The 19,642-nt window shown below is 64.9% G+C and carries 15 protein-coding genes; 5 read left to right on the plus strand and 10 right to left on the minus strand.

The features are described 5' to 3' along the window. Positions 1-120 precede the first annotated feature (120 nt). Entirely contained in the window at positions 121-825 is a 705-nt protein-coding gene (locus ACTORR_RS18650; RefSeq protein WP_371263271.1) for a methyl-accepting chemotaxis protein, read from the plus strand. Positions 826-947: 122 nt separating this feature from the next. Here ACTORR_RS18650 and ACTORR_RS18655 read toward each other — a convergent pair whose 3' ends face one another. Together ACTORR_RS18655 and cra are read right to left on the minus strand one after the other, a co-directional pair. After that, the gene (locus ACTORR_RS18655; RefSeq protein ID WP_099814258.1) at positions 948-1,724 is read right to left on the minus strand and encodes a TatD family hydrolase; all 777 of its coding nucleotides are present in this window, start codon (positions 1,722-1,724) and stop codon (positions 948-950) included. Between the two features lie 2 nt (positions 1,725-1,726). After that, on the minus strand, positions 1,727-2,722 hold the full coding sequence (gene cra, locus ACTORR_RS18660) for a catabolite repressor/activator (RefSeq protein WP_313364329.1): 996 nt from the start codon (positions 2,720-2,722) through the stop codon (positions 1,727-1,729). A gap of 297 nt (positions 2,723-3,019) precedes the next feature. Here cra and ptsP point away from each other — a divergent pair, with 297 nt between their 5' ends. The 3 genes from ptsP to ACTORR_RS18675 are packed head-to-tail and all read left to right on the plus strand — an operon-like array spanning position 3,020 to position 8,546. Beyond that, positions 3,020-5,872, plus strand: a complete 2,853-nt coding sequence (gene ptsP / locus ACTORR_RS18665; protein WP_313364328.1) for a phosphoenolpyruvate--protein phosphotransferase — start codon at positions 3,020-3,022, stop codon at positions 5,870-5,872. After that, positions 5,872-6,819 (plus strand): 1-phosphofructokinase, encoded by a 948-nt coding sequence (pfkB, locus tag ACTORR_RS18670; protein ID WP_099814261.1) that lies wholly within the window; start codon positions 5,872-5,874, stop codon positions 6,817-6,819. The genes ptsP and pfkB overlap by 1 nt, the downstream gene beginning before the upstream one ends. Further along, complete coding sequence (locus ACTORR_RS18675; RefSeq protein ID WP_262110402.1) at positions 6,816-8,546, plus strand: PTS fructose-like transporter subunit IIB; 1,731 nt, start codon at positions 6,816-6,818, stop codon at positions 8,544-8,546. The genes pfkB and ACTORR_RS18675 overlap by 4 nt, the downstream gene beginning before the upstream one ends. A gap of 121 nt (positions 8,547-8,667) precedes the next feature. Here the strand turns inward: ACTORR_RS18675 and ACTORR_RS18680 are convergent, their stop codons facing one another. After that, positions 8,668-8,889 (minus strand): DUF3820 family protein, encoded by a 222-nt coding sequence (locus ACTORR_RS18680; RefSeq protein ID WP_099814338.1) that lies wholly within the window; start codon positions 8,887-8,889, stop codon positions 8,668-8,670. A 201-nt stretch (positions 8,890-9,090) separates the two neighbouring features. On the opposite strand from ACTORR_RS18680, the gene ACTORR_RS18685 reads away from it, so the two are divergent. After that, positions 9,091-9,567 carry a ferritin-like domain-containing protein gene (locus ACTORR_RS18685; protein ID WP_054887518.1) on the plus strand — a complete coding sequence of 159 codons (477 nt, stop codon included), beginning with the start codon at positions 9,091-9,093 and terminating at the stop codon, positions 9,565-9,567. Here the strand turns inward: ACTORR_RS18685 and ACTORR_RS18690 are convergent. The 7 genes from ACTORR_RS18690 to ACTORR_RS18720 all read right to left on the minus strand — a co-directional run bounded on the left by ACTORR_RS18690 (position 9,564) and on the right by ACTORR_RS18720 (position 19,610). Then, positions 9,564-11,060: a GGDEF domain-containing protein gene (locus ACTORR_RS18690; RefSeq protein WP_054887519.1), complete on the minus strand. Its 1,497-nt coding sequence runs from the start codon at positions 11,058-11,060 to the stop codon at positions 9,564-9,566. The genes ACTORR_RS18685 and ACTORR_RS18690 overlap by 4 nt on opposite strands. A gap of 186 nt (positions 11,061-11,246) precedes the next feature. Beyond that, the gene (locus ACTORR_RS18695; RefSeq protein ID WP_099814265.1) at positions 11,247-12,581 is read right to left on the minus strand and encodes an OprD family porin; all 1,335 of its coding nucleotides are present in this window, start codon (positions 12,579-12,581) and stop codon (positions 11,247-11,249) included. Positions 12,582-12,785: 204 nt separating this feature from the next. Next, positions 12,786-13,007 carry a hypothetical protein gene (locus ACTORR_RS18700; protein WP_054887521.1) on the minus strand — a complete coding sequence of 74 codons (222 nt, stop codon included), beginning with the start codon at positions 13,005-13,007 and terminating at the stop codon, positions 12,786-12,788. 288 nt (positions 13,008-13,295) lie between these two features. Then, the gene (locus ACTORR_RS18705) at positions 13,296-14,699 is read right to left on the minus strand and encodes a heavy metal sensor histidine kinase (RefSeq protein WP_099814266.1); all 1,404 of its coding nucleotides are present in this window, start codon (positions 14,697-14,699) and stop codon (positions 13,296-13,298) included. Continuing rightward, positions 14,674-15,348, minus strand: coding sequence for a heavy metal response regulator transcription factor (locus ACTORR_RS18710; RefSeq protein WP_099814267.1), 675 nt, complete (start codon positions 15,346-15,348; stop codon positions 14,674-14,676). The genes ACTORR_RS18705 and ACTORR_RS18710 overlap by 26 nt, the downstream gene beginning before the upstream one ends. Before the next feature lie 9 nt (positions 15,349-15,357). Then, positions 15,358-18,450 carry a multidrug efflux RND transporter permease subunit gene (locus ACTORR_RS18715; protein ID WP_313365490.1) on the minus strand — a complete coding sequence of 1,031 codons (3,093 nt, stop codon included), beginning with the start codon at positions 18,448-18,450 and terminating at the stop codon, positions 15,358-15,360. Further along, positions 18,447-19,610, minus strand: coding sequence for an efflux RND transporter periplasmic adaptor subunit (locus tag ACTORR_RS18720; protein ID WP_313365491.1), 1,164 nt, complete (start codon positions 19,608-19,610; stop codon positions 18,447-18,449). Before ACTORR_RS18720 ends, ACTORR_RS18715 begins: the two co-directional genes overlap by 4 nt. Positions 19,611-19,642 lie beyond the last annotated feature (32 nt).

The following is a 19,642-nucleotide window of genomic DNA, read 5'->3' on the forward strand; positions in this document are numbered from 1 at the left end:
CGCACCGTGGTGGCCGTCGAAGAGCAGGCCGGGCAGGTGCTGGCGGTGTCGGCGCGGAGCAATCAGGCGGTCAGTGGCCAGCGTGAACAGATCGAACAGGTGGCCACGGCGATGAACCAGATGAGCGCCACCGCGCAAGAGGTGGCGCGCAGTGCCGCGCTGGCGGCCAACGGCGCCCAGCAGGTCAATCTGGAAAGCGTCAGCGGCCGTACCTTGGTGGCCAGCCAGCAACAGAGCATCGGTCGCCTCGCCGAGGAAATCGACCAGACCGTGCTGGCAATCAATCGGCTGGCCGATGACAGCCAGGCCATTGGCCAGGTGCTGGAGGTGATTCGCAGCATTGCCGAGCAGACCAACCTGCTGGCGTTGAACGCCGCCATCGAAGCGGCGCGGGCCGGTGAGCAGGGCCGGGGATTTGCTGTGGTGGCCGATGAAGTACGTACCTTGGCCCGGCGTACCCAGGACTCCACCGCGCAGATCGCGCAGATGATTCAGCGTCTGCGCGATGGCGTGGAGCAGGCGGTGCGGGCGATGCACAGCAGCCATGAGATGGCTGCGGGTACTGTGGATGAAGCACGCCAGGTCCAGCAGGCGTTGGGCAACATCCTTGGGGCAGTGGGAGGCATTGTCGAGCAGAACCAACAGATCGCCGCGGCGGTGGAGCAGCAGACGGCGGTCGCCCATGACATCGACCGCAACATCGTCGCGATCAACCGGGCGTCGCAGGATACGACTCAAGGCGCTTGCCAGGCCGAGGATGCCAGCCGGGTGCTTTCGTCGCAGGTAGTGGAATTGAAGCGTTTGATCGGGGCCTTCAGGGTCTAGGGCCGACTCATGTGTTGCCTGCTCTGGCCCCTTCGGGGGTAAACCCGCTCCCACAGGGACCCGCAACACCCAGGCTCAGTGAAATACCTGTGGGAGCGGGTTTACCCGCGAAGAGGCCAGTGCTACCAGCCAAAAAGCTCACAGGCATTCCTGCTGCTGACCTCAGCCAGTGTCTCAGCCTCGATGCCCATAAGCTCGGCCAGCGCTTCGGCAATCTCGGGCAGATGCTCCGGGCTGTTGCGCTGGCCGGCAAACATCGCCGGGGCCATGTCGGGCGAATCGGTCTCCAGCACGATGCTGTCCAGCGGCAGGCGCGGCAGGGTCCTGTGCAGGCGCAACGCCTGCGGCCAGGTCGCTGCGCCGCCCAGGCCAAGCCGGAAGCCCAGCTTGATGTACTCGCGCGCCTCTTCGTAACTGCCGGCAAAGGCATGGATCACCCCTGCACGCGCCGGCTTGTAGCGCTTGAGCGTGGCGATCACCTGGGCATGGCTGCGGCGCACATGCAGCAGGGCAGGTAGTGCGAAGTCGCAGGCCATCTGCAGCTGGGCTTCGAACAGCGCCTGTTGGCGTTGCTTGTCCAACGCTTCGAGGTAGTAGTCCAGGCCGAACTCGCCAACCGCGCACAGCCGTGGGTCGCCATGCAGGCGCTGCAGCCACTCGCGCAGTTGCGTCAGGTGCTCCGGCCGGTGCTGCTCCAGGTAGACCGGGTGCAACCCCAGGGCCGCATGCACGCCGTCTTCGGCACAGGCCAGGTCCCACACCCGCTGGAAATTCGCCTGGTACACCCCCAACACCACCATGCGCTCCACCCCGCGCGCCGCCGCATTGGCCAGCAGGCGCGGGCGGTCGGCGTCGAAGTCGGGGAAGTCCAGGTGGGTGTGGGTGTCGATCAGGCGCATGGTCAGGCCGCGCTGATGCGTTGCTTGAAGGTTCGGCCAATGGCGTGCACGCCTGGCTCGTAGCGCTTTTCCTCGATGGCGGCCAGGGCCAGCTCCAGTGCGGTGGCGGCGATCAGGCCGTGCTGCTGGGCCATGGCGTTGACCGGCAGCGGCAGGAAGTCGAGCAACTGGTTGTCGCCGAAAGTGCCCAGGTGCAGCTGGCGCGAATCGGCCGGGCGCGTCTGCAAGGTGTCGAACACCCCTTGCAGCAGCACATACGAGGTCGTTACCAGGGCGTCCGGAAGGCCGCCATGCTCGTCGATCAGCTGCTGCATCAGGCGTTGGCCGCATTCACGGCTGAACCCCTCGCCCTGATAGCGGCGGATCACCCCGGCAAACCCTTGCATCGCTTCGTCGAAACCACCGGCGCGGGCCTGGCTGACCGACAGCTCAGGGCGGGCACCGATCAGTGCAATGCTTTTCGGCGCGGTGGCCAGCAGGCTGTCGGCCAGTTGGCGGCTGGCATCGCGGTCGTCGCTGATCACCGAGCAGAAGTGCGCCGGGTCCAGGCGCCGGTCGATGGCGATCACTGGCAGGCCTTTGTCCTGCAGCTCACGGTAGCTGTCGTCCTCTGGCGGCAGGCAGCTGGCGACGAACAGGGCATCGCAACGGCGGGCGCGGAACAGCTGCTGCAGCTGGCGCTCGCTGTCGGGCTGGTCGTCGCTGCTGGCGATCAGCAGCTGGTAGCCCCGGGCGCGGGCGCCTTGTTCCAACTGTTTGGCGATGCGGGCATAGCTGGGGTTCTCCAGATCCGGGAGAATGAAGCCCAGGGTACGGGTGTGGCGGCTGCGCAGGCCGGCTGCTTGCGGGTTGGGCGTGAAGCCATGGGCCTCGACCACCGCACGCACCCGATCGACAGTGCTGTTGCTGATGCGCTGCTGTTCGGCCTTGCCATTGATGACATAACTGGCAGTGGTCACTGACACACCGGCCAGACGGGCGATATCGCTGAGTTTCACCGAATTTTCCTTGTTATTACCGGGACTGGCTACGGAACCAGGACCGGGTAGTTTGACCCGGGTTGGCCGCCACGCGCAGACGACCATTGTCGCAATTGTCCGACAGGATGGGGCTTTTTCCTCGGAAGATTATCGAGTAACGTGGCCGCTTGGTCAGATTAAACGTTTCAGCTATTGATTTTTCTGCCTCGACTGTCGGCCTTGCAAGGCCGTCGAACTGGCTGATTCCGTGAATATCACAACAATACCTCAGTACCCGGCATCAAAACCAAGCCGGGGCTGCAAAAGGAGAAGGTCATGCTCGAGCTCGCCAAAGAGCAGATAGCCATGGGCCAGAAGGCCGCCGACAAGTCAGCGGCGCTGCGCCTGCTGGCGGAGCAGCTGGTTGCCGACGGCCTGGTTGCCGACGGTTATCTCGACGGCCTGCAGGCGCGCGAAGCGCAAGGCTCGACGTTTCTTGGCCAGGGCATCGCCATCCCGCATGGCACCCCGCAAACGCGCGAGCTGGTGTTCGCCACCGGCGTGCGCCTGCTGCAGTTCCCTGAAGGTGTGGACTGGGGGGATGGCCAGATCGTCTACCTGGCCATCGGCATTGCCGCCCGTTCCGACGAACATCTGCGCCTGCTGCAGCTGTTGACCCGTGCCCTCGGTGAAACCGACCTGGCCGAGGCGTTGCGCCGGGCCAGCTCTGCCGAGGCGTTGCTCAAACTGTTGCAAGGTGCGCCGCAGGAACTGGCGCTGGATGCGCAGCTGGTCGGCCTGAACCTGCCGGCCGAAGATTTCGACGAGCTGGCCTGGCGCGGTGCGCGTCTGCTGCAGCGCGCCGGTTGTGTCGACAGCGGCTTCGCTGCCGTGCTGCAACAGGCCGACCCCCTGCCACTGGGTGAGGGCTTGTGGTGGCTGCACAGCGAGCGCCAGGTGCGTCAACCGGGCCTTGCCTTCATCACCCCGCAGCAGCCCCTGCGTTATCGCGACCAGCCGCTCAATGGCCTGTTCTGCCTGGCCAGCCTCGGCGCGGCCCATCAGGCGCTGCTTGAGCGCCTGTGCGAAGTGCTGATCGAAGGCCGTGGGCAAACCCTCTACCAGGCCACCAGCAGCCGCGCCGTACTGGAGGTGCTGGGCGGCGAGGCTCCGGCTGACTGGCCCAGTGTGCGGATCGTGCTGGCCAACCCGCATGGGCTGCACGCTCGCCCGGCGAAGGTGTTGGCGCAGCTGGCCAAGGGCTTCGAAGGCGATATCCGTGTGCGTGTGCTCGACAGCGCGCAGCCGGCGGTGTCGATCAAGAGCCTGAGCAAACTGCTCAGCCTCGGCGCCCGCCGCGGTCAGGAACTGGAGTTGACCGCTGAACCGTCGATCGCCGCGGATGCCTTGCCAGTGCTGCTGGCCGCGATCGAACAGGGCCTGGGCGAAGCGGTTGAGCCGCTGCTGCCAACCCCCAGCCCAGTCGTCGCCAATGCGGCCGCACCGCTTCAGGCGCCTGCTGCCGGCAGCTGCGTCCAGGGGGTCAGTGCATCCCCCGGGATTGCCTGCGGGCCGGCGCATGTCTGCGTCGAACGGGATATCGACTACCCACTGCGTGGCGAGTCGCCCGCCCAGGAGCGCTTGAAACTCCGCGATGCACTGGAGGCCGTGAACGGCGAGTTGCAGGCGCTGGTGCAGCGCAGCGACCCGTCGATTGGCGAGATATTCGTCACCCATCAGGAAATGCTCGCCGACCCGGCCCTGAGCGACGATGTCGACGCTCGCCTGGCACAGGGCGAGAGTGCGGCCGCCGCCTGGATGGCGGTGATCGAAGCGGCAGCGCGCCAGCAGGAAGCGCTGCACGATGCCCTGCTGGCCGAGCGTGCTGCCGACCTGCGCGACATTGGCCGCCGGGTGCTGGCCCAGCTGTGCGGCGTGCAGGCCCAGGCCGAGCCTGAGCAACCCTATGTGCTGGTGATGGGCGAGGTTGGCCCATCCGATGTCGCCCGCCTGGACCCGGCCCGTGTCGCTGGCATCGTTACCGCCTACGGCGGCGCCACCGCGCACAGCGCGATCGTGGCCCGTGCCCTGGGTATCCCGGCGGTGGTCGGCGCGGGCCCGGCGATCCTGCTGCTCGCGTCCGGCACGCCGTTGTTGCTCGACGGCCAGCGTGGCAGGGTCAGCATCGCCCCGCCCGCCGACCAGCTGCAGCGCGCCCTGGCCGAGCGTGACCTGCGCGAACAACGCTTGCAAGCCGCCTGGGCCCAACGCCATGAGCCGGCGGTAACCCGCGATGGCCATGCCGTCGAAGTGTTCGCCAATATCGGCGAGAGCAGTGGCATCGACAAGGTGGTGGACCAAGGCGCCGAAGGCGTTGGCCTGCTGCGTACCGAGCTGATCTTCATGGCCCATTCGCAGGCCCCCGACGTGGCTACCCAGGAAGCGGAATACCGCCGCGTGCTCGATGGCCTCGGCGGCCGGCCACTGGTCGTGCGCACGCTCGATGTGGGGGGCGACAAGCCACTGCCGTACTGGCCGATCGATGCCGAGGAAAACCCGTTCCTCGGCGTGCGCGGCGTGCGCCTGACTTTGCAACGCCCGCAGATCATGGAAGACCAGCTGCGCGCGTTGCTGCGCGCCGCCGATCAGCGTCCCTTGCGCATCATGTTTCCCATGGTCGGGCAGATCCACGAATGGCGCGAAGCGCGTGCGATGGTCGAGCGCCTGCGCCTGGAAATCCCGGTCGCCGACCTGCAGGTCGGGATCATGGTCGAGGTGCCGTCCGCCGCCTTGCTGGCGCCGCAGCTGGCCCGTGAAGTGGACTTTTTCAGTATCGGTACCAACGACCTGACCCAGTACACCCTGGCTATCGACCGTGGCCATCCGAGCCTTTCTGCCCAGGCCGACGGGCTGCACCCGGCGGTGCTGAGCCTGATCGACATGACCGTGCGTGCCGCCCACGCCGAAGGCAAGTGGGTGGGCGTCTGCGGCGAACTGGCTGCCGACCCGCAAGCGGTTGCCGTGCTGCTGGGCCTGGATGTCGACGAGCTGAGCGTGGCTGCCCGCAGCATCGCCGAAGTCAAAGCCCTGGTGCGCCAGGTGGATCACCAAACGGCCCGCGCCCTGGCGCGCGAGGCCTTGCAACAGGACAGCGCTGCGGCGGTTCGCGCGCTGGTGGAGCGTTACTGATGGCCAAGATTCTCACCCTGACCCTGAACCCGGCGCTGGACATTACCGTCAGCCTCGACGCCTTGCGCCCAGGCCATGTCAACCGTGCCCAGGCCCAGCAAAGCCACGCTGCAGGCAAAGGCCTGAACGTGGCCCAGGTGCTGGCTGATCTGGGCCACAGCGTTACCGTCGGGGGCTTTCTGGGCCGCGACAACCTGCAACCGTTCGAAGCGCTGATCGCCCGGCGCGGGTTTGCCGACTGCTTCGTGCGGGTGGGCGGTGAAACCCGCAGCAACCTCAAGCTGGTCGAAGCCGATGGCCGGGTCACCGACATCAACGGCCAGGGGCCGGATGTCGACGATGCCGACCGCGCCGAGTTGTTGCGCCGCTTGCAGCAGGTAGCGCCCGGGCACGACGCGGTGGTGGTCGCCGGCAGCCTGCCGCGCGGGATCAGCCCCGAGTGGTTCCGCCAGCTGCTTGAACAACTGCGGCAGCAAGGGCTGAAGGTGGCGCTCGACAGCAGTGGCGAGGCATTGCGTGCTGGCCTGCAGAGTGCCCCCTGGCTGGTCAAACCCAATACCGAAGAGTTGGGCGAAGTGCTCGGTCTGGCCGTGCAAACCGCCGCCGAGCAACGTGCCGCGGCCCAGCAACTGCTGGCCAGCGGTGTCGAGCATGTGGTGGTGTCGGCGGGCGAGCAGGGAGTGAGCTGGTTCACCGCTGGCCAAGCGCTGCAGGCGCGGCCGCCGCAGGTGCGGGTAGCCAGTACCGTGGGCGCGGGAGATTCGCTGGTCGCGGGCATGGTCCATGGCCTGCTGGCGGCGGAAAGCCCGCAGCAGACCTTGCGCCGCGCCACCGCCATCGCCGCACAGGCGGTGACCCAGGTCGGCTTCGGCATCTGCGACCACGAGCAGCTGGTGCGCCTTGAAGCCGCCGTGCAACTGACAGAACAACAAGAGGGTTGCCGATGAACATCGCCATCGTCACCGCCTGCCCCAATGGGCAGGTGTCCAGCGTGCTCAGTGCCCGCCTGCTGGCGGCTGCCGCCCAGCGCCGCGGCTGGAGCACCAGTGTCGAAGTGCAGGATGCCGAACATCCTGAACGCCAACTGACGCCTGCGCAGATCGCCGAGGCCGATTGGGTGCTGGTGGTTAGCACCGGCCCGGTCGACCTCGCGCGTTTCAGCGGCAAGCGCGTATACCAGAGTACCCCGGCCCAGGCCCTGGCCGACCGCGAGGGCTTTCTCGAGGAGGCGGCAGGCAAGGCCGCGGTGCTGGCCGAGCAACCGGTTAGCGTCGCCCCTTCAGCGGCTGTACGGATTGTTGCGGTGACCGCCTGCCCGACCGGCGTCGCACATACCTTCATGGCTGCCGAAGCCTTGCAACAGGCTGCGCAACAACGCGGTTACCAGCTTGCTGTCGAGACCCAAGGCTCGGTCGGTGCGCGCAACCCGCTGTCGGCCCAGGCCATCGCGCAGGCCGATGTGGTGCTGCTGGCGGCGGACATCGAGGTGCCGACGGCACGCTTTGCAGGCAAGCGTATCTACCGTTGCGGCACCGGTATCGCTCTCAAGCAGGCGCATGCGACCCTGGAAAAGGCCTTGGTAGAAGCCAAGGTTGAAAGTGTTGGGGATGCAGCAGCAGCGGCCCCGGCCCAGGCTGAGAAAAACGGCGTCTACAAGCATTTGCTCACCGGTGTCTCGTTCATGCTGCCGATGGTGGTGGCGGGTGGCTTGCTGATTGCCCTGTCATTCGTGTTCGGCATCGAGGCCTACAAGCAGCCGGGCACCCTGCCGGCCGCGCTGATGCAGATCGGAGGCGAGGCGGCATTCAAGTTGATGGTGCCGCTGCTTGCGGGGTACATCGCCTGGTCCATCGCCGACCGCCCGGGCCTGGCGCCGGGCATGATCGGCGGGCTGCTGGCCAGCACCTTGGGTGCCGGTTTCATTGGCGGCATCGTCGCCGGCTTTCTCGCCGGCTACAGCGCCAAGGCCATCGCCCGCTGGGCGCGCCTGCCGAGCAGCCTGGAGGCACTCAAGCCGATCCTGATCATCCCGCTGCTGGCCAGCCTGTTCACTGGCCTGGTGATGATCTATGTGGTCGGCCAGCCAGTGGCGGCGATGCTCGAAGGGTTGACGCACTTCCTCGACAGCATGGGCACCACCAACGCCATCCTGCTCGGGTTGCTGCTGGGTGGCATGATGTGCGTGGACCTCGGTGGGCCGATCAACAAAGCCGCCTATGCCTTCTCGGTGGGGCTGCTGGCCTCTTCGAGCTATGCGCCGATGGCGGCGACCATGGCCGCCGGCATGGTCCCGCCGATCGGCCTGGGCATCGCCACCTTCCTCGCCCGCCGCAAGTTCGCCCAGAGCGAGCGTGAGGCGGGCAAAGCGGCGCTGGCGCTCGGGCTGTGCTTCATCTCCGAAGGTGCGATCCCGTTCGCCGCCAAGGACCCGCTGCGGGTGATCCCGGCGAGCATTGCCGGTGGTGCATTGACCGGCGCGCTGTCGATGTACTTCGGCTGCAAGCTGATGGCACCGCATGGCGGGCTGTTCGTGTTGCTGATCCCCAATGCGATCAACCATGCGCTTTTGTATCTGCTGGCGATTGTGGCGGGGAGCCTGGTGACGGCAGTGGTGTATGCAGTGATCAAGAAGAGCGAGCGGGCGGAGTTGGCTGTGGCGCCGGTGAAAGGCTAGAGCATTCTGTTGCCAGTGCCGGCCTCTTCGCGGGCACGCCCGCTCCCACAGGGATCGCATGATCCACGGATCAGTAGAATTCCTGTGGGAGCGGGCATGCCCGCGAAGGGGCCAGCACAGGCTACCGGCAATGCTTCTGCCGCAACGGCACCAGCAGATCGGCCAAGCCGTTGTGGTCGACCTCGTGCATCAAGGCCAGTAACCCACCCAGTTCCCCTGCAGGAAACCCTTTGCGTGCGAACCAGGCCAAGTAATCCCCTGGCAGGTCGGCAATAATCCGTCCCTGGTATTTGCCAAAAGGCATGCTGCGGGTAACCAGCAGTTCGAGCATTTCCGGTTTCATCGACGAAGCCTGGCTGTGAATGTGCGGCGACCATACTGCAATCTGCACGACTACCCAAGCGGCAATCATGCATAACGCCGTTTCGCTGTTCGGTTATCTATTTTTTAAGTTACTGATTTAAAACGATTTAATTGCATTGCTTAGCTTGGCATGAAGGCTGCTCTGGTAATGGTGACTATCACCTGCCAAGGAGTTTGTGCCATGAGCAACCCCAACAAAGACGTGATCGACGTGCTCAACGACCTGATCGAGTACAGCAAGGATGGCGAAAAGGGCTTCAAGGCCTCGGCCGATGATGTGAAGAACCCTGAACTCAAGGCGTTCTTCGTCCAGCGTGCCGGTGAGTGCGCCAATGCTGCTGCCGAACTGCAGAGCGAAGTGCGCCGCCTGGGCGGTGACCCGGAAACCTCCACCAGCATCAGCGGTGATTTGCACCGTGGCTGGGTCAATCTCAAGTCGATGGTCACCGGCAAGGATGAGGAAGCGGTGCTCAATGAAGTCGAGCGCGGCGAAGACCATGCCCTCAAGGCCTACAAGGAAGCCCGTGAGAAACTGGTCAAGCTGGGCCGCCAGTCCAGCGATCAGAGCTACGCGCTGGTGGAAAAGCAACTGCAGGGCGTACAGCGCAACCATGACCAGGTGAAGGCGCTGCGTAACGCGGCCCGCGCACGCTCCTAATCGAGTGGCCCCTCTACGCGGTTACGGCCATTGGCCTTGGCCCGGTAGAGGGCTTCATCCGCAGCACCCAGCACCTGCGCCAGGTCCTGCTGGGTGCCTGGGGTGAAGACACTGACCCCAATGCTGACGGTAACCGAGCGCTCGTCGTCGCCGAATGGCGCTAATCCTTGCACGCGCGCGCGGATGCTTTCAGCCAGCAGCAATGCGCCGCTCAGTGCGGTTTCAGGCAAGACCACCTGGAATTCCTCTCCGCCGTAACGTGCTGCCAGGTCAGCAGGTCGGCGGATGCACTGTTGCAGCGTATGGGCCACCTCGCGCAACGCGTGGTCGCCTCCGGCGTGGCCGTGCCGCTGGTTGAATGCCTTGAAATGATCGATATCCACCATCAGCAGTGCCAACGGTTTGCGGTTGCGCACGGCACGTGACCATTCCTGCCGCAGCACTTGATCCAGCCGGCGACGGTTGGCCAGGCCGGTCAGGCTGTCGGTGGCGGCGAGTGTTGCCAGGCCTAGTTCGGCTTCGTGGCGCCGGCGTAGTTCGCGGCCCAGCAGCAGGCTCAGCCAGAGAATGCCGATACACAGCACGCCGGTTGCGACGCTGACAACAATGGCGGTACGTCGCCACGACTGGAACACTTCCTCGGCCGAATGCACCACCAGCACGATCAGGGGAAGGTCGGCAACCCGGGCGAAGGTATAGATGCGCTGGGTGCCATATATGCTGGACCTGGCGGTGAAGCTGCCGCTGCGTTCGCCCAGGATGCGTTTGAAGTTGGGCCGGTCGCCGAAGTTGGTGCCAATCAGCGGGTCCTTGTCCCGGGTTGGCTGGCGGGCGAGCAACTGGCCGTCGGTATTGAGCAGGTTGATGCTGCTCTCATCACCGATGTCCAGGCGTTGGAACAGCTGATTGAAATAGGACAGGCGCAACGCGCCTGCGGCCAACCCTGCAAAGGAACCGTCATCCGCAGAGATGCGCCGGCTGAAACTGATGCACCAGTCGAGGTCGCCCAGCCTTGCCTTGAAGGGTGGGCTGATGAACAGGCCGAGGCGCGGGTTGTCGCGATGAGCCTGGAACGCCGGTGTGTCGGCGAAGTTGGCCTGGCGTGGTTTGATGCTGATCGAGTCACCTACCACATCGCCTTTGGCATTCAGCCAGAGGATGTCACCTCGCACCGGGGCGGCGAAGGTCTGATTGAACAGGATCTGCTGGCGCAGTTCGGGGGCAACCTTCAATAGCTCCGGGTGTCGCACGGCCCAGATCAGTCCGCGCAGGGACTGATCGTAGAGTTCGACGTTGCGCAGGATATCGCTTTCGATCAACTGCACGATGTTGCTGGAGGAGCGTATCGCCGATTGCTCGACGTTATCGCGCTCGCGAGCCAGCAAGTAGCCGACGATGGCCACGATGGCGAGCACGGCAAGGCAACTGCCCAGGTTGAGGATCAGCTCGGGGTGCGACCTGTAGAAAGCGAAACGCGGTGATCGAGTGGGCATGCGCGCTACTGCTGAGGCAGGGCCATTTGCGGCGGGCGACATTCTAGGGAAGCGTGGATTGTCGGACAAGATTTGTCCGACGGAAATGCTTGTGGGGCAGCTTTGAGCCTAATCGCGACACCAGGCCGCTGTAGGAGCGGCCTTGTGTCGCGAAACGAGGGCAAAGCCCTCGCCAGCGGCCTCAGATCAGAAAATGTTCAGTGGGTAATCGACGATCACCCGCAGTTCATCGTTGTCGCTATTGCTGTCGATCGATGCATAGCCCTGGCTACCCCGGTGGGTGGCGTAGCGCAGCTGCACCGCCAGATCCTTCAGGTCGCCTTCCTGGAACACATACTTCACATCCAGGTCCCGCTCCCAGTGCATGGCGTTCTTGCCATCGGCGCGGTAGTAGTCGTAGTGGCTGGTGTCCTGGGTGGCCTTGGTCAGGTCTGCCTCACCGCGCGAGTACGACAGCGAAGTGCTCAGGCCCGGGATGCCGATACCGGCGAAATTGTAGTCGTACTGCAGCTTCCACGACCGCTCGTTAGGGGCGTTGAAGTCCGAATACATGCGCGAGTTGTCCAGGTACACGCTGTCGCCCAGGTTGATGTAGTCGAACGGCGTGTTGCCGTTGACCCGCTGGTAGGCGGCAGTGACGCTGTGGTAACCGGCGTTGACCGTGAAGTGCACGCTGTAGGTGTTGTTGTCGATCTTGCCCAGCAGCGCCTGGCCGGTGTCCTGGGTGTGATAGAAGTGCACGCCTGGGTTGAGGCTGACCAGGTCGTTGACCACGTAGGTGTAGTCGAAGTCGGCGTAGTACTGGTTCCAGATATCCTTCAGCTCGGCCGCGTACAGGTTGGTGGTGATGTTCTCGGTACCGCTCCACGACGCGCCCGCCCAGTTCAGGTGTTTGCTCTTGTCGTGTTCGTCCAGGGCGCCGTAATAGGTGTCGATACGACGGTGGCCGCTCTGGTTGTACGGGTGGGTGAAGCTGACCTGGCCGCCTTCGAGCAGCAGGCCATCGATGCTGTGGTTGGTCAGGCTCACGCCGCGGAAGGTCTGCGGCAGCATGCGGGTTTCACCGCCCGCGATCACCGGGTTGGTGATGAACAGGTCACCGGCTTTCAGCTCGGTGTCGAATGCCTTGAGCTTGACCGCTGCACCGGCGGTGGAGAACGAGTGCGGGGCAGCGCCCAGTTCACCATTGTCCTTGATGTGCTCGGGCAGGATGCTGGTGCCGGCATGGCCGCCACCGCCGTCGAGCTTCAGGCCCAGCATGGCATGGGCGTCGAGGCCGAAGCCGACCACGCCCGGGGTGTAACCGGATTCGAAACGCGCTACCGCGCCCTGGCCCCACTCGCGGGTGTCGCGCACGTCGGCGTTGTGGTTGTCGCGGTTGAAGTAGGCATTACGAAAATGCAGGTTGAAGGACGAACCTTGGATGAAGCCATCAGCCTTGTCTTCATCTGCCTGGGCGGCGAAAGGGATCGTTGCAGTCAACGCAATGAACAGCGGGGTAAAGCGAAACGCGGAAGGCACCGGTACTAGCTCCTTTGGTCTGGCGGTGGGGCAGTTTTTATTTTTGAATGTGCATCTTTTTATAGGGGTACGTTACAGCGGGGCTGAGAGTTAGCGCACATAAAAAAAGCCGCTAATCGGCAGCGGCTTTAAAAGGCTAACATATCGGCACCAACGGTGCCCATGGCGTAGCCAAGGGAAAACGGGAGCGGGTGCGACGCGCGATCAGCTATCGGCATTGGCGTCGCTGGAAACTTTAGCAGCTGTCTGTTCTGCGTCTTTTCCGGCGTCGGCCTTGTGTGCCAGGGCTTCGCGGGAGTCTTGGTGAACAGCGGCAAGTTCTGCAGTGCGAGCAACGAAAGCCGGGGATTCTTCGGCCATGGCCAGGGGCGACAACAACAGGGAAGACAGAACGAAAACGCTGGCAATACCCATACTGTTGGACATGTTTGAAACTACCTTCTTGCGGGGCAAGTGCTATGAGGACGGGGGTAAAGTTAGTCCTTAAAGTGCTGCGGAAACAGCGTCATTGGCGATAAGCACTGTTGCGCAAAAGGTAATGATGGCGAAAAAGGCAATAGGACTTTGGCCGCAAACCACCGTACTAGACAGCTTGCGCGTTTTTTGTAGGAGCGGCCTTGTGTCGCGAAAGGGCTGCGAAGCAGTCCCAGCAATCTACGCCATAGCAGAAAATCTGGGGCCGCTTCGCAGCACTTTCGCGACACAAGGCCGCTCCTACACTGGTCGCGCAGGCTTCAGGATCGGCAGGAGCATGCCAAAGGTGTTGGCGCCGTCACCGCTGCGCACGAACACCTCCCCGCCATGCATCAACGCAATCGCCTTGACGATCGCCAACCCCAATCCATGGTTGCCACCGCCACTGTTGCTGCGCGCCGCATCCACCCGGTAAAACCGCTCGAACAGCAAAGGCAGGTGCGCATCGTCGATGGCCGGCCCTGGGTTGCTCACGGCAATGCAGACCTGTTCCGCCCCAGCCTCGATATGCACGCGAATGACCTGGTGCGGCGCCGTGTGCTGCACTGCGTTGTTCAGCAGGTTGATCAACGCCCGGCGCAGCTGGGCCTTTTCGATGGGCGCATAGGCGTCGCCGCTGACGGTGACGCTGACCTGGGCGTCTTCGAGGATGTAGTCGAGGTAATCGAGGGTGGTGGCCACTTCCTCGGCCAGCGAGGCTTGGGTCAGGGCGGTGGCCTTGCTGCCCTGGTCGGCGCTGGCGAGGAACAGCATGTCGTTGATGATGCTGCGCAGGCGCTCCAGCTCTTCCAGGTTCGATTGCAGCACTTCGAAGTAATGCTCCGCACTGCGCCCGCGGGTGAGCGCGACCTGGGTCTGGCCGATCAGGTTGGTCAGCGGCGAGCGCAGCTCGTGGGCGACGTCGGCGTTGAAGGCTTCGAGCCGCGAATAGGCCTGGCTGACCCGGTCCAGCGCAGCATTGAAGGCACCGGCGAACTGCGCCAGTTCCGGTGCCAGGTTGTGCGTCTGCAAGCGGCCATCCAGGCGCGGCGGTGCCAGTGCCTGGGCCTCGACCGACAACGCCAGCAGCGGTCGCAGGCCGATGCGCGCCACCCAGTAACCCAGCACCGAAGCCAGCAGCACACCGAGCACTGCCAGGCCGACGATGGCCACCAGCAGGCTGTGCTGGGCCTGCCAGAACGTCTCGGTGTCGATGCCGATCAGAAATCGCAGCGCCGGGCGCTCGCCCAGGGCCGGGAGTTCGCTGACCAGCACCTTGTACGGGTAAGGGCGTTCGGGCAGGTGCAGCTCGCGCATCCCCGGCGGGCCTTCGGCAAAGGCACGGACCAGTTCGCTGGGGCGGCCATATTCGTAGGCCGGGTTGCTGCTGACCACCCAGAAGCGGATGCGCTTGTCCTCCTCGCTGAGCAGGTTGAGCTTGTTGTTGATCTTGGCCCAGTGCTCAGGTGTGCCGAAGCGGTTGAGGGTGGACTCGAGCACGCTGAAACGCGCATCCAGTTCGGCGGCCGGCAGCAGGTCCAGGCTGCGGTCGACCTGGCGGTACAGCGCCGAGCCGATCAGCACGAACACCCCGAGCGCCACCAGGATGAACAGTGCCGACAGGCGCAGGGCGATGGAGTTAAGCGGCGCGGTTTTCCAGGACATAGCCCATGCCTCGGATGGTGTGCAGCAGTTTGTTGTCGAACGGCCCGTCGAGCTTGGCGCGCAGGCGCTTGATCGCCACCTCGACGACATTGGCGTCGCTGTCGAAGTTGATGTCCCAGACCAGCTCGGCAATAGCAGTCTTGGAAAGGATTTCGCCCTGGCGTCGGGCCAGCACACTGAGCAGCGAGAATTCCTTGGCGGTGAGTTCCAGGCGCTGGCCGGCGCGGCTGGCCTTGCGCGCCATCAGGTCGATCCACAGGTCGCCGACCTGGATCTGCAACGGTTCGTGGGTGCTGCTGCGGCGCGTCAATGCCTGCAGCCGGGCGACCAGTTCAAGGAACGAGAACGGCTTGCCCAGGTAATCGTCTGCGCCTTCGCGCAGGCCATGGATGCGATCTTCGACGCGCTCGCGGGCGGTGAGCATGATCACCGGCGTCTGCTTGCGCGCCCTTAGTGCGCGCAGTACGCCGTAGCCGTCCAGGCCCGGCAGCATCACGTCGAGCACGATCACTGCGTAGTCGCCTTCAAGGGCCAGGTGCAAGCCGTCGATGCCATCGCGCGCAAGGTCGACGGTAAAGCCCTGCTCGGTCAGGCCGCGGTGCAAGTAGTCGGCGGTTTTTTCTTCGTCTTCGATGATCAGCACACGCATGGTCTTGTCCTAGCTGGCACTTGGCGCCGCCGCACGGGCGGCCTGGCGGCGATGGAACAGGCGCTCCAGGGCCAAGTATATGACCGGGGTGGTAAACAGTGTCAGCGCCTGGCTCACCAGCAAACCGCCGACCACGGCGATGCCCAGTGGTTGGCGCAGCTCGGCGCCGGCGCCAAAGCCGAGCATCAGCGGCACCGCGCCGAGCAAGGCGGCGAGGGTGGTCATGATGATCGGCCGGAAGCGCGTCAGGCACGCCTGGTGTATCGCCCGCTCGGGTGTCATGCCCTGGTGGCGCTGGGCTTCGAGGGCGAAGTCGATGAGCAGGATGCCGTTCTTCTTGACGATACCGATCAGCAGCACCACGCCGATCAGGCCCATGATGCTGAAATCCTGGCCCATGGCCCAGAGCAGTATCAACGCCCCGAGCCCGGCCGAGGGCAGGGTGGAAATGATGGTCAGGGGATGGACGAAGCTCTCGTAGAGCACGCCGAGGATGATGTACACCGCCACCAGCGCGGCGAGAATCAGCCAGGGTTGGCTTGCCAGCGAACTCTGGAAGGCCTGGGCCGCGCCCTGGAAATTGCCACTGATCGAGTCGGGCATGCCCAGTTCGCGCTGGGTGCGTTCGAGGATCGTCACCGCATCGCCCAAGGCCACGCCGGGGGCCAGGTTGAACGACAGGTTGGCGGCCGGGAACAGGCCGTCGTGGCTGATCGACAGCGGGCCGGTACTGGGTGGCGCGACATGCGCCAGGGCCGAAAGCGGCACCATCTGGTTGGTCAGCGGCGAGCGCAGGTAGAAGAAGTTCAGGCTCTCGGCCTTGCCGCGCTGCTTGGCGTCCAGTTCGAGGATCACTTTGTACTGGTTGGTCTCGGTCTGGAATTCGCTGATCTGCCGCTGACCGAAGGCATCGTACAGCGCCTGGTCGACATCCGTGGTGGTCAGGCCGAAGCGCGCCGCGGCCTGGCGGTCGATGTCGATGCGGGTGACGCTGGCGCCTAGTTGCAAGTCATTGGACAGGTCGCGGAACACCGGGTTTTCCCGCAGGCGGTCGGTCAGGCGCTGGGTCCAAAGGTTCAGGGCCACGCCGTCGTTGCTCTTGAGCACGTACTGGTACTGGGTGCGCGACGGGCCGGAACTGAGGTTGATGTCCTGGCCGGCGCGCATGTACAGGACGATGCCCGGTACCTGCGCCAGTTTCGGCCGCAGGCGGTCGATCAGCTCGCTGGCCGACACGTCACGCTCACCGCGTGGCTTGAGGGCGATCCAGAAACGGCCATTGGCGATGGTCTGGTTGCTGCCGGTAACCCCCACCGAATGCGAGTATGCCTGCACTGCCGGGTCGTCACCGATGATCTTCGCCAGCGCCAGGTGCTTCTCGACCATCGACGGGTACGACACGTCCGCCGCCGCCTCGGTGGTGCCAAGGATGAAACCGGTATCTTGCAGCGGGAAGAAACCCTTGGGGATGCCGACATAACCGACCACCGCCAGGGCCAGGGTCACGCCGAACACGGCAAGGGTCAGGCGCTGGTGGGCGAGGGCACGGTCCAGGCCTTTTTCGTACCACTTCACCAGGCGCTCGCCGAAGCCACCGTGGTGCTCGCCGGGCGGGCGGCGCATGAACAGCGCGCATAAGGTGGGCGCCAGGGTCAGCGACACCATCACCGAGATCAGGATGGTCGAGGTGGCCGTCAGGGCGAACTCCTTGAACAGCCGGCCGACCACGCCGCCCATGAACAGCAGCGGGATGAACGCCGCGATCAGTGAGAAGCTGATCGACACCACGGTGAAGCCGATTTCCCCCGCACCCTTGAGCGCAGCCGTGCGGCTGTCGTCACCGGCCTCCAGGTGTCGGTGGATGTTCTCCACCACGACGATGGCATCGTCCACCACGAAGCCCACCGAGATGACGATGGCCACCAAGGTGAGGTTGTTGAGGCTGAAGCCCAGCACATACATCAGTGCGCAACTGGCGATCAGCGACACGCCGAGCACGCTGGACACCACCAGGGTCGCCGACCACTGGCGCAGGAACAGCGCCATCACCCCGATCACCAGGGCTACGGCGATCATCAGGGTCAGTTCCACCTCGTGCAACGAGGCGCGGATGGTCTGGGTGCGGTCCTGCAGCACCGACACTTCGATGGAGGCCGGGAGCATTTCCTGCAGCTTGGGCAGCGCCGCCAGCACCCGGTCGACGGTGTCGACGATATTCGCCCCGGGCTGGCGGAACACCACCAGGTTGAGCCCCGGCTGGTCGCCGGACCAGGCTTTGACGTAAGCGTTTTCGGCGCCATTGATGACCTTGGCCACGTCCTTGAGGTGCACCGGTGCACCGTCGCGGTACGAAACGATGAGTTGGGCGTAGTCCTCAGGGTGGAACAGCTGGTCGTTGGCGGCGAGGGTCGAGACGCTGTGCTCGCCGTACAACGCGCCCTTGGCCAGGTTCAGGCTGGTCTGCTGGATGGCCAGGCGCACATCGGCGAGGGTCAGGCCGATGGCGGCGAGTTTTTCCGGCTGGGCTTGCACGCGGATGGCCGGGCGCAGCTGGCCGGTTATGTTGATCAGGCCTACCCCTTCGATCTGGCTGAGCTGGCGCGCCAGCAGGGTTTCTGCATAGTCGCTGAGGTCATTGCCGGGCATCTGCGCGGAGCTGACGGTGAGCACCAGGACCGGGCTGTCGGCTGGGTTGACCTTGCGCCAGGTCGGCGGGTTGGGCAGGTCCTGGGGCAGGCGGGCGGTGGCGGTGTTGATCGCCGCCTGGACTTCCTGGGCGGCGGTGTCGATGTTCTTGTCGAGGGTGAACTGCAGGATCAGCGTGGTCGAGCCCAGCGCGCTGCTGCTGGTCATCTGGGTCATGCCGGGGATGGCACTGAACTGCACTTCCAGTGGCGTGGCCACCGACGATGCCATGGTTTCCGGGCTGGCCCCGGGCAGCTGGGTGGTGACCTGGATGGTCGGGAAGTCCGCTTCGGGCAGCGGTGCCACCGGCAGCCGCGGGAAGGCGATGGCGCCCAGCAGCACGAGGGCGAAGGTCAGCAGCAGGGTGGCGATCGGGTGGTCGATGCACCAGGCGGAAATACCGTTGCGGGTATTCATGGCTGGCTCCTGCGCTCAGCCATTTCCGCCGGTGGTGGGGCGTCCGGAGTCACCTCGACCCGCGAACCGGGCTTGAGCCGGGACTGGCCGTCGAGCACCAGGCGCTCGCCCGGCTTGACCCCGGCGATGATGTTCAGGCTGCTGTCCTGGTACACCACCTTGACCGGCACGGCGGTGACCTTGTCACCGTCCAGGCGGTAGACGAAGTGCCCGTCGACACCCCGCTGCACTACCGGCGGCGGCACCACCAGGGCGTTTTCCTCGACCGCCGTGCGCAGGCGGATGGTGACCAGTTGCCCCGGCCACAGGTGGCCGTCCTTGTTGTCGAATTCGGCCTTGACCCGCACCGTGCCGGTGTTGGCCGAGATCTGGTTGTCGATCAGCGCCAGGTGGCCTTCGCCGAGCAGATTGCGTTCGCCATCGGCATCCATGTATGCCTCGACCAGCGCCGGGGTTGGCGCCTTGAGCAGGGCCTGCAGGGTCGGCAGCATCTGTTGCGGCAGGGCGAACTCGACGGCGATCGGGTCGATCTGGGTGACGCTGAACAGGCCTTGGGTATCCGTGGTGCGCACCAGGTTGCCGGGGTCGACGTTGCGGATGCCGACACGCCCGGTCACCGGAGAGCGGATCTGCGTGTATGACAGCTGCACCTCGGCATTGGCGATGGCCGCCTGGTTGCCTTTGACCGTGGCCTGCAGCTGGTTGACCAGTGCTTGTTGCTGGTCGAGGGTCTGCTTGGACACACCATCGTCGGTGCTGAGCAGGCGGTAGCGCTTGAGGTCGACACCGGCCACCTGGATCTGCGCCTGGCTCTGGCCGAGCTGGGCACGGGCCTGGTCGAGCGTGGCGCGGATTGCGCGGTCATCCAGGGTGGCGAGCAGGTCGCCTTCCTTTACCCATTGGCCTTCCTTGACCAGCACCTGGGTCAGTACGCCTTCGACTTGTGGCCGCACTTCAACGCTGTGCAGCGACAGCACCGAGCCGATGGCGCTGGCGTAGCGCGGCACGTCTTGTTGAGCGACGCTGACCACCCGCACCGGGATCGCCGTTGGCGCATGCGTGGTGGTGCTTTGCTGGCGCTGGCCATACCAGGTACCCACGGCCACCACGGCGAGCAGCGCCAACGCGGCGAGAAGGATGGAACGGGAAGGACGTCGCATCGGCGCGGGCACCTTGGCCAAGGGGTGGGGAA

It is taken from the genome of Pseudomonas sp. SAR267 (genome assembly GCF_052077595.1).
GTDB classification, from domain to species: domain Bacteria; phylum Pseudomonadota; class Gammaproteobacteria; order Pseudomonadales; family Pseudomonadaceae; genus Aquipseudomonas; species Aquipseudomonas vlassakiae.

Excerpts from the sequence above, each read along its gene's own strand:
- ACTORR_RS18655 (WP_099814258.1), bottom strand. The coding sequence starts at position 1,724 with ATGCGCCTGATCGACACCCACACCCACCTGGACTTCCCCGACTTCGAC.
- ACTORR_RS18650 (WP_371263271.1), top strand. The coding sequence starts at position 121 with ATGAGCGCCACCGCGCAAGAGGTGGCGCGCAGTGCCGCGCTGGCGGCC.
- ACTORR_RS18705 (WP_099814266.1), bottom strand. The coding sequence starts at position 14,699 with ATGTCCTGGAAAACCGCGCCGCTTAACTCCATCGCCCTGCGCCTGTCG.
- ACTORR_RS18715 (WP_313365490.1), bottom strand. The coding sequence starts at position 18,450 with ATGAATACCCGCAACGGTATTTCCGCCTGGTGCATCGACCACCCGATC.
- ACTORR_RS18700 (WP_054887521.1), bottom strand. The coding sequence starts at position 13,007 with ATGTCCAACAGTATGGGTATTGCCAGCGTTTTCGTTCTGTCTTCCCTG.
- ACTORR_RS18720 (WP_313365491.1), bottom strand. The coding sequence starts at position 19,610 with ATGCGACGTCCTTCCCGTTCCATCCTTCTCGCCGCGTTGGCGCTGCTC.
- pfkB (WP_099814261.1), top strand. The coding sequence starts at position 5,872 with ATGGCCAAGATTCTCACCCTGACCCTGAACCCGGCGCTGGACATTACC.
- ACTORR_RS18680 (WP_099814338.1), bottom strand. The coding sequence starts at position 8,889 with ATGAAACCGGAAATGCTCGAACTGCTGGTTACCCGCAGCATGCCTTTT.
- ACTORR_RS18685 (WP_054887518.1), top strand. The coding sequence starts at position 9,091 with ATGAGCAACCCCAACAAAGACGTGATCGACGTGCTCAACGACCTGATC.
- ACTORR_RS18690 (WP_054887519.1), bottom strand. The coding sequence starts at position 11,060 with ATGCCCACTCGATCACCGCGTTTCGCTTTCTACAGGTCGCACCCCGAG.
- ACTORR_RS18710 (WP_099814267.1), bottom strand. The coding sequence starts at position 15,348 with ATGCGTGTGCTGATCATCGAAGACGAAGAAAAAACCGCCGACTACTTG.
- ACTORR_RS18675 (WP_262110402.1), top strand. The coding sequence starts at position 6,816 with ATGAACATCGCCATCGTCACCGCCTGCCCCAATGGGCAGGTGTCCAGC.
- ptsP (WP_313364328.1), top strand. The coding sequence starts at position 3,020 with ATGCTCGAGCTCGCCAAAGAGCAGATAGCCATGGGCCAGAAGGCCGCC.